This window comes from Streptomyces sp. NPDC058457 (assembly GCF_042720695.1).
In the GTDB taxonomy this organism is placed as follows: domain Bacteria; phylum Actinomycetota; class Actinomycetes; order Streptomycetales; family Streptomycetaceae; genus Streptomyces.
This window is the reverse complement of the sequence record NZ_JBHXLU010000019.1, coordinates 126371-136308: the sequence shown is the minus strand read 5'-3', so window position 1 is coordinate 136308 and position 9938 is coordinate 126371. Positions and strand designations below refer to the sequence as shown.

General features: G+C 72.1%; 8 protein-coding genes. 5 read left to right on the top strand and 3 right to left on the bottom strand.

Features of this window, described 5'->3' with window-relative positions; genetic code table 11:
* Positions 1-152: 152 nt before the first annotated feature.
* Together ACFWPS_RS18185 and ACFWPS_RS18180 are read right to left on the bottom strand one after the other, a co-directional pair.
* Positions 153-1064: a carbohydrate kinase gene (locus ACFWPS_RS18185; protein ID WP_383706161.1), complete on the bottom strand. Its 912-nt coding sequence runs from the start codon at positions 1062-1064 to the stop codon at positions 153-155.
* On the bottom strand, positions 1061-2173 hold the full coding sequence (locus ACFWPS_RS18180; protein WP_383706159.1) for a LacI family DNA-binding transcriptional regulator: 1113 nt from the start codon (positions 2171-2173) through the stop codon (positions 1061-1063). The genes ACFWPS_RS18185 and ACFWPS_RS18180 overlap by 4 nt, the downstream gene beginning before the upstream one ends.
* Before the next feature lie 260 nt (positions 2174-2433).
* Here ACFWPS_RS18180 and ACFWPS_RS18175 point away from each other — a divergent pair, with 260 nt between their 5' ends.
* Complete coding sequence (locus tag ACFWPS_RS18175; protein ID WP_383706157.1) at positions 2434-2862, top strand: Rieske (2Fe-2S) protein; 429 nt, start codon at positions 2434-2436, stop codon at positions 2860-2862.
* Between the two features lie 26 nt (positions 2863-2888).
* On the opposite strand, the gene ACFWPS_RS18170 is transcribed toward ACFWPS_RS18175, so the two are convergent.
* A complete protein-coding gene (locus ACFWPS_RS18170) occupies positions 2889-3836 on the bottom strand; it encodes a hypothetical protein (RefSeq protein ID WP_383706155.1) in 948 nt (315 codons plus the stop codon).
* Between the two features lie 710 nt (positions 3837-4546).
* Here ACFWPS_RS18170 and uvrC point away from each other — a divergent pair.
* The 4 genes from uvrC to whiA are packed head-to-tail and all read left to right on the top strand — an operon-like array spanning position 4547 to position 9832.
* Positions 4547-6745, top strand: coding sequence for an excinuclease ABC subunit UvrC (gene uvrC, locus ACFWPS_RS18165; RefSeq protein ID WP_383706153.1), 2199 nt, complete (start codon positions 4547-4549; stop codon positions 6743-6745).
* Positions 6742-7788, top strand: a complete 1047-nt coding sequence (gene rapZ, locus ACFWPS_RS18160; protein WP_383706151.1) for an RNase adapter RapZ — start codon at positions 6742-6744, stop codon at positions 7786-7788. Before uvrC ends, rapZ begins: the two co-directional genes overlap by 4 nt.
* On the top strand, positions 7785-8852 hold the full coding sequence (gene yvcK / locus ACFWPS_RS18155) for a uridine diphosphate-N-acetylglucosamine-binding protein YvcK (protein WP_383706149.1): 1068 nt from the start codon (positions 7785-7787) through the stop codon (positions 8850-8852). Before rapZ ends, yvcK begins: the two co-directional genes overlap by 4 nt.
* Positions 8843-9832, top strand: a complete 990-nt coding sequence (gene whiA / locus ACFWPS_RS18150; protein ID WP_383706147.1) for a DNA-binding protein WhiA — start codon at positions 8843-8845, stop codon at positions 9830-9832. The genes yvcK and whiA overlap by 10 nt, the downstream gene beginning before the upstream one ends.
* Positions 9833-9938: the final 106 nt, after the last annotated feature.

Genomic DNA, 9938 nt, shown 5'->3' with positions numbered 1-9938 from the left:
GCGGGGCCCCCCGGCCCACCCCCCGGGGCCCCGCCGCTCGTTCCACATTCAGCCGCCCGATCCCCGCGGCCACGACGAACCTTGACTCCTCAACAGCGAGCTCAGCGGAACCGATGGATCCGTCGAATCGGTTCGAGGATGCCGAACGCTCCTTACAGGTCCCCGAGTTCGGAGGCGTACGGCGGTTCCGCACCCGCCCGGGAGCAGGTGATCGCGGCTGCCCGCGCCGCGAATCGCAGCAGCCTCGTCCAGCCGTCGGCGCCCAGTCCCAGGAGCGCCTCGGCGGACAGCGCGTCCTGAGCGGCCAGACCGTGCAGCAGAGCCGCGTTCACCGTGTCACCGGCGCCGATCGTGTCCACGACGGCGACCTCCTCGCCGGGGACGGCGTACACGGTGCCGTCGCGGGTGAAGGCGCTGAGACCGTCACCGCCGTGGGTGATCACCACGGCCGAGGGACCCGCCGACAGCCATTCGTGCGGGGTGCCGCCGAGCCACAGCGCGTCCTCCTCCGAGAGCTTGAGCAGGGTCACCGAGGGCAGCCAGCTCTTGAAACGCGCCCGGTAGGCGTCCGGATCCGTGATCAGACCCGCCCGGATGTTCGGGTCGAGCGAGGTGAACAGGCCCTGCCCGGCCGCGTCGCGCATCAGCTCCTCGTAGGCGCTCGCCCCCGGTTCCAGGACGAGTGAGAGCGTGCCGAAGGACACGGCGCGGGTCGCGGCGGGGAGGCTTGCGGGGGTGGTGAACAGGCGGTCTGCGGTGCCCTCGACGTAGAAGGAGTAGGAGGCGGAGCCCTGCGGGTCGATCGTCGCGGCCGCGAGGGTCGTCGGTTCCGGTCCGCGCTCCACGAGGGAGAGGTCCACATCCGCCCGCCGCAGCCCGTCCAGCAGGGCCTCGCCGAAGGCGTCGTAGGAGGCCCGGGAGCAGAACGCGGTGGGGGAGCCGAGGCGGCCGAGGGCCACGGCCGTGTTGTACGGGCCGCCGCCGAGCGCCGGCTGCAGGGCCGCGAGGGCGCCCGTGCCCTGCGGTACCAGATCGATCAGTGCTTCACCGGCGACGACGATCACGTGAGGGTTCCTTTCTCGGGGTGCACGGGGTTCTCGGGGTGGCTGGGGTGCTCGGACCGCGGGGTCGGCGTGGCTGCCGGCATCTCGCCGTTCTCCTCCTGGCACCCGCACGATGTCCGGTGCACGAAGGTGCACGGGAGCCGTACGGTCCGGGCGGGCCGGTCGGGTGATGCCAGCCGTTCGATGAGCACCCGGACCGCCTCGGCGCCGAGCTCCCTGCTGGGCTGGGCGATGGCGGTGAGCCGGGGTGAGAAGAGGTCGGCCCAGGCGAAGTCGTCGAAGCAGCACAGGGCGATGTCGTCCGGTACGCAGAGGCCTTGCGCGCGCAGGGTGCGCAGGGCGCCGATGGTCATCGCGTTGTTGGCGGTGACGAGTGCCGTGGGCGGGGTGGCGAGCGACAGCAGAGCGGCGGTGGCCTGCTCGGCGCCCGCGGATTCGGAGTTGCCGGGGACGATCAGGTTGTCGTCGGGGGCCAGCCCGGCCATGGCCAGGCCCTGCCGGTAGCCGGTGATCCGCTCGCCGGTGGTGCTCAGTCCGGGCAGCCCCGCGACCAGGCCGATCCGGCGGTGCCCGAGACCGGCCAGGTGGGTGACGAGCCGGGCTGTAGGCCCGGTGTTCTCGGCGCAGACCTGGTCGAAGGGCGGGGAGGTGTCCGCGCGGCCGTCGATGACCCGGTCGAGGAGGACGGTCGGTACGGCATGCCGGCCGAGGTAGTCGAGGAGTGCGCGCGGGTCGGCGGAAGGGGCGGCGATCAGGCCGTCGACGCGGCGCTCGTGGAGGAGCTGGACGACCTTGCGTTCGTGCTCGGGGTCGTCGTGAGGGTCGGCGATGAGCAGGCTGTAGCCGTGCTCCAGGGCAGCGGCCTCGACGCCCTGGAGGATCTCCGTGAAGTAGGGGTTACTGATCGCCGACACCGCGAGCCCGATGGAGCGGGTGCGGCTGGTCACCAGGGAGCGGGCGAGGGTGTTGGGCGTGTAGCCCAGCCTCTCGATGGCGTCGAGCACGGCCTGACGGGTGTGGGGCAGCACCGGGCGGGTCTCGTTCAGCACATGGGAGACGGTCGCCACGGAGACACCGGCGCTCCGCGCTACGTCGGCCATGGTGGGCATGGGGGTTCCTCTCGTCGCTTCCCGCCCTGGGCAAGGGCTCCGTGGTTCCCGCTCGGGCCGCCGGGTTCTCGGGCTGCCGTGGGGCCTTCGGCCGGGAAGCTACCCCATGCGGCATGGCCGCGTAAACGCTTGCGTAAGCGTTTACGTCCTATCCGGTGAGCCGCCGACCTCCGCACCCGGCACCGCACCCCCACCCCGAAGCGGGACGATCCGCCCAGGTAGGGTCGTCCCGCACCGCACCGATCCACCAGGAGTCCCTTGTGACCGCCCGTCCCTCCGCGAGTCGCCGCACCGTCCTGCGCGGAGTGGCCGTCACATCGGTCGCCGGGCTGGGGGCGGCCGCCTGCAAGGCACCCGGCGGTGCGGCCGCGGCCGAGGCCACGCCGACCGCGCCGGTCGACCTCGGAGCCGAGAGCGAGGTCGCCAAGGGCGGCGCCCGGCTCTACCAGGAGCACAACGTGGTCGTCGGCCGGTCCGCCGACGGCGGGCTGAAGGCGTACAGCACCATCTGCACGCACGCGGGGTGCCCGATCAACAAGCTCCAGGGCACGACTCTGGTCTGCCCCTGCCACGGCAGCGAGTTCGACGCCCTGACCGGGAAGGTGGTGCGGTCGCCGGCCACCGAGCCGTTGAACGAACTGCCGGTGAAGGCCGCGGACGGCCGGATCGTGGCGGGACCCGGCGCCTGATCCGAGGGGTGGGGCTCAGTGCCGGTTCAGTCCCAGTCCCAGCCGATCCCCAGGAGGCCCGGCCGTACCCGGGGCTCGACCAGGTGGACGGAGCGGTGCAGCCCGCTCAGCGGCAGGGTCTGCCGGCCGCTGCGCGGGGCCGCCGCCGAGTGCTGGGCGAACCGGTGGCAGCGTGTCGGCAGCGCGTCGGCGGCGAAGCGCACCTGAAGGGTGTACTGGCCGCCGGGAAAGCCGAAACTGCGGACGTACTCGCGTGAGACACCGGCCGTGCCGTCCTCGACGGCGTAGCGGAAGAGGAAGGTGTCGCCGGAGCGCAGCCGGGTGCCGAAGAGCAGTTCGGCGACCAGGAGACCGGTCTCCTGGTCCGAACGGACGCGTCCCGCACGGCAGTTCTCCAGCGCGTGCACGGTCATGTGCTGCGGGGCACAGCCGGGGTCGCCGTGGTGGACGGCCACGAAGCGGTCGACGCCGTCCCGGTGGGCGCGCACGATGTGCTGGGACTCTCGGGCGGCCAGTTCGCGGTGGGCGCCGATCCGTACCCGCTCGTGGTGTCCGAGGGTGTGCAGGCCGCCGTCGAGGGACCAGCCGAGCTCGGCCTGCAGCCGGTCCAGGACGTCACAGGCCTCGATCAGTGAGCGGTACGAGCGGGCGGCGGGGCGGCGCACGGCTGGATCCTGGTCGGTCTCGGCGAGCAGCCGGATCAGGGACTCGTCCGGGAGCTGGAGGATCTCCTCCAGTGCGCGGACGGCCCGCAGCGACTCGGGACGCTGGGGGCGGCGGGCGCCCTGCTGCCAGTAACTCAGGCTGGTGACGCCCACTTTCACGCCGTAGCGCGACAGATGGTGTTGCACGCGTTGGAGCGGCAGCCCGCGGGCGGCGATCGCGGCGCGCAGGGCCACGTGGAAGGGGCCGCCGCGCAGGGCCGAGTCCAGTTCCGCGGTGGCGACGTCCGCGTGCTGTGTGCCGTGCCGCATGCAGGGGGCCTTTCTGTTGGGGGGTGCAACGGCTGGTCAGGCCGTTGACGAGGTTCGGGGCCACCCCGTCGGCGCCGGGGCGGCCGCACCTGGGCACGCCGCGTCCGCAGGCCGTCGCTCACGGCCCCGAGTTCCCCCGCATTGAAGCGTGTTGACCAATCCCCGACAACACCTTCAGCCGGTCGAGAGAGCTCACCTGGCCGAGGCGTGACCCCGTGACCGGCGGGATCGTGCGGGTGCGGTGGTGCCGCCGTCGGCCGGGAGGCCGGAGATCGTTCGTGGGGGAGGTACCGATTTGGGGAGGAAGCCGTGCAAGATCCGTCACGACCGGTCCAGCGGCTCCGCGCCGGTCACGGACCGGGCCCGCGAGTGCGGCATGCCGGAACGGCTCGCAATGGCGCCGAGGTGTCCGATTTCGCGATCCGCTTTCCAGGTGGGCGGTGGGCGGTGAGCCACGGGGCCGGGCGTTTGCCCGACGATGCGGAGACCTCGCTACGACGGCGGATCACCCTGCCTCCGCCGGCCCCGCGCTGCCTCCGCGGGCAGCTGCCACCGGCCCGCCGCCCATGCCGGCCTGCCACCGCCCCGGGCCCCCCGCCCCCTCTGACCCGTCGGCTACGGCTCCCGGGGTGCCCGCCGGCCCGCCCGTCCCGTGGACGGTTGTCCACAGGCTCGTCGCGGTGTCGGTGCTCGCCAGTAGGGTGTGAGACATGGCCGACCCCTCCAGCTACCGCCCCAAGCCGGGACAGATCCCGGACTCTCCCGGGGTGTACAGGTTCCGCGACGAGCACCGCCGGGTGATCTACGTCGGAAAGGCGAAGAGCCTGCGCCAGCGCCTGGCGAACTACTTCCAGGATCTGGCGGGCCTGCACCCCCGCACCCGGACGATGGTCACCACCGCGGCGTCCGTGGAGTGGACGGTGGTGTCCACCGAGGTCGAGGCGCTCCAGCTGGAGTACTCCTGGATCAAGGAGTACGACCCCCGGTTCAATGTGAAGTACCGCGACGACAAGAGCTACCCGTACCTCGCGGTCACGATGAACGAGGAGTTCCCGCGGGTCCAGGTGATGCGCGGTCACAAGAAGAAGGGCGTGCGCTACTTCGGGCCGTACGGCCACGCGTGGGCGATCCGGGACACGGTCGACCTGCTGCTGCGCGTGTTCCCGGTGCGCACCTGCTCGGCCGGGGTGTTCAAGAACGCCGCCCGCACCGGCCGCCCCTGTCTGCTCGGCTACATCGGCAAGTGCTCGGCCCCCTGCGTCGGCCGGATCTCCCCGGAGGACCACGGCGAACTGGCCGACGAGTTCTGCGACTTCATGGCGGGCCGCACCGGCACCTACCTCCGCCGTCTGGAGAAGCAGATGACGGAGGCCGCCGAGGAGATGGAGTACGAGCGGGCCGCCCGGCTGCGCGACGACATCGAGGCCTTGAAGAAGGCCATGGAGAAGAACGCGGTCGTGCTCGCCGACGCGACCGACGCCGACCTCATCGCCGTCGCGGAGGACGAGCTGGAGGCGGCCGTCCAGATCTTCCACGTGCGCGGTGGACGCGTGCGCGGCCAGCGCGGCTGGGTGACGGACAAGGTGGAGGACGTCACCACCGGCGCTCTCGTCGAACACGCCCTCCAGCAGCTCTACGGCGAGGAGACCGGGGACGCCGTCCCCAAGGAGGTGCTGGTCCCGGCGCTGCCCGAGCCGGTCGAGCCGGTCCAGGAGTGGCTCACCGGCCGCCGCGGGGCCAACGTCTCGCTGCGCATCCCGCAGCGCGGCGACAAGAAGGCCCTGATGGAGACCGTGCAGCGCAACGCCCAGCAGTCGCTGGCCCTGCACAAGACCAAGCGTGCCTCCGACCTCACCACCCGCTCGCGCGCGCTGGAGGAGATCGCCGACGCCCTGGACCTGGACAGCGCCCCGCTGCGCATCGAGTGCTACGACATCTCGCACCTCCAGGGCGACGACGTGGTGGCCTCCATGGTCGTCTTCGAGGACGGCCTGCAGCGCAAGAGCGAGTACCGCCGCTTCCAGATCAAGGGCTTCGCCGGTCAGGACGACGTGCGCTCCATGCACGAGGTGATCACCCGCCGCTTCCGCCGCTACCTCGCCGAGAAGGAGCGGACCGGCGAGTGGGTGGAGGACGGCGCCGAAGGCGTCCTCGCGGCCTCCGGCGTCACCACGGCCGCAGGCGTCCTCACAGACCCCGGCACCCCCACAGCCTCCGAAACGCACAGCGAAGCCCACGTCGAAACCAACGACGAAACCCACGGCGACATCGACCCCGACGCAGGCCCCGTCAACGGATTCAAGGACGAGGACGGCCGCCCCAAGAAGTTCGCCTACCCGCCCCAGCTCGTGGTCGTCGACGGCGGCCGGCCGCAGGTCGCCGCGGCCAAGCGGGCGCTCGACGAACTCGGTATCGATGACATCGCCGTCTGCGGCCTCGCCAAGCGCCTCGAAGAGGTCTGGTTGCCCGAGGACGACGACCCCGTGGTCCTGCCCCGCACCAGCGAGGGCCTCTACCTCCTCCAGCGCGTCCGCGACGAGGCGCACCGCTTCGCCATCACCTACCAGCGCGCCAAGCGGGCCAAGCGCTTCCGCTCCAGCCCCCTGGACGACGTACCGGGCCTCGGTGAAACCCGCAAACAGGCGTTGATCAAGCATTTCGGCTCGGTGAAGAAGCTGCGGTCCGCCACAATCGAGCAGATCCAGGAAGTGCCCGGGATAGGCCGCAAGACGGCCGAGACCATCGCCGTGGCCCTCGCCCAGGCGGCCCCGGCCGCACCCGCCGTGAACACGGCGACCGGAGAGATCATGGATGACAGGGAAGACGAGGCGCCCGAGACGACGGCGGACGCCTCGGGGGAGCCCGTACCCGCGGGCGCCCCGGACGATCGACGGGGCCAGGAGAGATGACCGAGCGCGACGCACAACCCACAGCACAGCGAGATCCGGCGTTCAGCGAAACGCAGGGCGAGCCCCAGGAAACGCACAACGAGGCGCGTCAGGATCAGCCGCAGGAAGCGAAAGCGGATGCGGTTCAGGAAAACGGAGCAGAAGTGAGTACGGACGTCACTCCGGCCGGGGTGCCCGAGGCGGCCATCCCCGAGCTGGTGATCATCTCCGGCATGTCGGGAGCCGGCCGTTCGACGGCGGCGAAGTGCCTGGAGGACCTCGGCTGGTTCGTCGTGGACAACCTCCCGCCGGCCCTCATCCCCACCATGGTCGAGCTGGGCGCCCGCTCCCAGGGCAACGTGGCGCGGATCGCGGTCGTCGTCGACGTGCGCGGCCGGCGCTTCTTCGACAACCTGCGCGAGTCCCTCGCCGACCTGGACAGCCGGAGCGTCACACGCAGGATCGTCTTCCTGGAGTCCTCCGACGACGCCCTGGTCCGCCGCTTCGAGTCGGTGCGCCGCCCGCACCCGCTGCAGGGCGACGGCCGGATCGTCGACGGCATCGCGGCCGAGCGGGAGCTGCTGCGCGAGCTGCGCGGCGACGCCGACCTGGTGATCGACACCTCCAGCCTCAACGTGCACGAGCTGCGCGCCAAGATGGACGCCCAGTTCGCCGGCGACGAGGAGCCCGAGCTGCGGGCGACGGTGATGTCGTTCGGCTTCAAGTACGGCCTGCCGGTCGACGCCGACCTGGTCGCCGACATGCGGTTCCTGCCCAACCCGCACTGGGTGCCGGAGCTGCGCCCGTACACCGGCCTCAACGAGGAGGTGTCGGCGTACGTCTTCAACCAGCCGGGCGCCAAGGAGTTCCTCGACCGGTACGCCGAGCTGCTGCGGCTGATCGCGACCGGGTACCGGCGTGAGGGCAAGCGCTACGTGACGATCGCCATCGGCTGCACGGGCGGCAAGCACCGCTCGGTCGCCGTGTCCGAGAAGCTCGCCGCCCGCCTGGCCGCCGAGGGAGTGGAGACCGTAGTCGTGCACCGGGACATGGGGCGCGAGTGACCGAGCGCACTCCACGGCTGACCAGGCTGCGCCGGATGGTGCCCGAGTCCCGCGCGGGCCGTCCCGTCGAGGCCCGCGGCGCCCGGCCGCGCCGCCGCGGTGCCCAGCCCAAGGTGGTTGCCCTGGGCGGCGGCATGGGACTGTCCGCCTCGCTGGCAGCCCTGCGCCGGATCACCGGCGACCTCACCGCCGTCGTCACCGTGGCCGACGACGGTGGCTCCAGCGGGCGTCTCCGTGACGAGCTGGGTGTGCTTCCTCCGGGTGATCTGCGCAAGGCCCTGGCCGCCCTGTGCGGTGACGACGACTGGGGCCAGACCTGGGCCCGGGTCATCCAGCACCGCTTCCAGTCCAAGGGCGACCTGCACGAGCACGCGGTCGGCAATCTGCTGATCGTCGCCCTGTGGGAACAGCTCGGCGACCACGTCCAGGCCCTGGACCTGGTCGGCAAGCTGCTCGGCGCGCACGGACGGGTGCTGCCGATGTCCGCGGTGCCGCTTGAGCTGCAGGCCCTGGTCAAGGGGCACGACCCGGAGCGGCCCGAGGAGGTGGACATCGTCCGGGGGCAGGCCACCGTGGCGCTCACGCCCGGCGAGGTGCAGTCCGTGCACCTGGTGCCGCACGACCCGCCGGCCGTGCCGGAGGCGGTTGCGGCCGTGCTGGACGCGGACTGGGTGGTGCTCGGCCCGGGATCCTGGTTCTCGTCGGTGATCCCGCACCTGCTCGTCCCCGATCTGCTCGACGCGCTCACCGAGACCAAGGCCCGTAAGGTCCTCTCCCTGAACCTGGCACCGCAGCCGGGAGAAACCGAGGGCTTCTCCCCGCAGCGTCATTTGGAGGTTTTGGGGCGACACGCCCCTAAACTCGCCCTGGACGTGGTGCTGGCCGACGAGGCCGCCGTGCCCGACCGCGACTCGCTCACCGAGGCCGCCAAGCGGCTGGGAGCCGCGGTCGAGCTGAGCCCCGTGGCCCGGACCGACGGTTCACCCCGGCACGACCCGGAGCTGTTGGCCGCCGCGTACGACCGTATTTTTCGGATGCATGGAAGGATCGGCCCATGGCGATGACGGCAGCGGTGAAGGACGAGATCTCCCGGCTACCCGTCACCCGGACCTGCTGCCGGAAGGCGGAGGTCTCCGCCATTCTGCGGTTCGCGGGCGGCCTTCACCTGGTGAGCGGGCGCATCGTGATCGAGGCGGAGCTGGACACCGCGATGGCGGCCCGGCGTCTCAAGCGGGACATCCTGGAGATCTTCGGCCACAGCTCCGAGCTGATCGTGATGGCACCCGGCGGGCTGCGCCGCGGCTCCCGGTACGTCGTGCGGGTGGTGGCCGGCGGTGACCAGCTGGCCCGCCAGACCGGCCTGGTGGACGGCCGGGGCCGGCCGATCCGGGGCCTGCCCCCGCAGGTCGTCTCCGGGGCCACCTGCGACGCAGAGGCGGCCTGGCGTGGCGCCTTCCTGGCACACGGCTCGCTGACCGAGCCCGGCCGCTCCTCCTCCCTGGAGGTGACCTGCCCGGGCCCGGAGGCCGCGCTCGCGCTGGTCGGCGCCGCCCGCCGGCTGTCCATCGCAGCGAAGGCCCGTGAGGTGCGCGGGGTGGACCGGGTGGTCGTCCGTGACGGTGACGCGATCGGCGCGCTGCTGACCCGCCTCGGCGCGCACGAGTCGGTGCTGGCCTGGGAGGAGCGGCGGATGCGCCGCGAGGTCCGCGCCACCGCGAACCGCCTGGCCAACTTCGACGACGCGAACCTGCGCCGCTCCGCCCGCGCGGCCGTGGCCGCCGGGGCCAGGGTCCAGCGCGCCCTGGAGATCCTCGCCGAGGAGGTTCCCGAGCACCTCGCGGCGGCCGGCCGGCTGCGCATGGAGCACAAGCAGGCCTCCCTGGAGGAGCTGGGCGCGCTCGCCGACCCGCCGCTCACGAAGGACGCGGTCGCCGGCCGGATCCGCCGTCTCCTCGCGATGGCCGACAAGCGTGCGTCCGATCTGGGCATCCCGGGCACCGAGGCCAACCTCTCCGAGGAGCTGGCCGACAACCTCGCAGGCTGAGGCGCCGTCAACTCTCCGGTGCCGACGGCCGCGACGGTCGTCGGCACCGGCGTTTGCGTCCTTTTTAAGCCACCGTGAACTGTCCGTGAGTCGCCCTTGACTGGAT

Bases quoted from the DNA above. Each gene is read 5' to 3' on its own strand.
- ACFWPS_RS18170 (WP_383706155.1), bottom strand. From the start codon at position 3,836: ATGCGGCACGGCACACAGCACGCGGACGTCGCCACCGCGGAACTGGAC.
- ACFWPS_RS18180 (WP_383706159.1), bottom strand. From the start codon at position 2,173: ATGCCCACCATGGCCGACGTAGCGCGGAGCGCCGGTGTCTCCGTGGCG.
- whiA (WP_383706147.1), top strand. From the start codon at position 8,843: ATGGCGATGACGGCAGCGGTGAAGGACGAGATCTCCCGGCTACCCGTC.
- uvrC (WP_383706153.1), top strand. From the start codon at position 4,547: ATGGCCGACCCCTCCAGCTACCGCCCCAAGCCGGGACAGATCCCGGAC.
- rapZ (WP_383706151.1), top strand. From the start codon at position 6,742: ATGACCGAGCGCGACGCACAACCCACAGCACAGCGAGATCCGGCGTTC.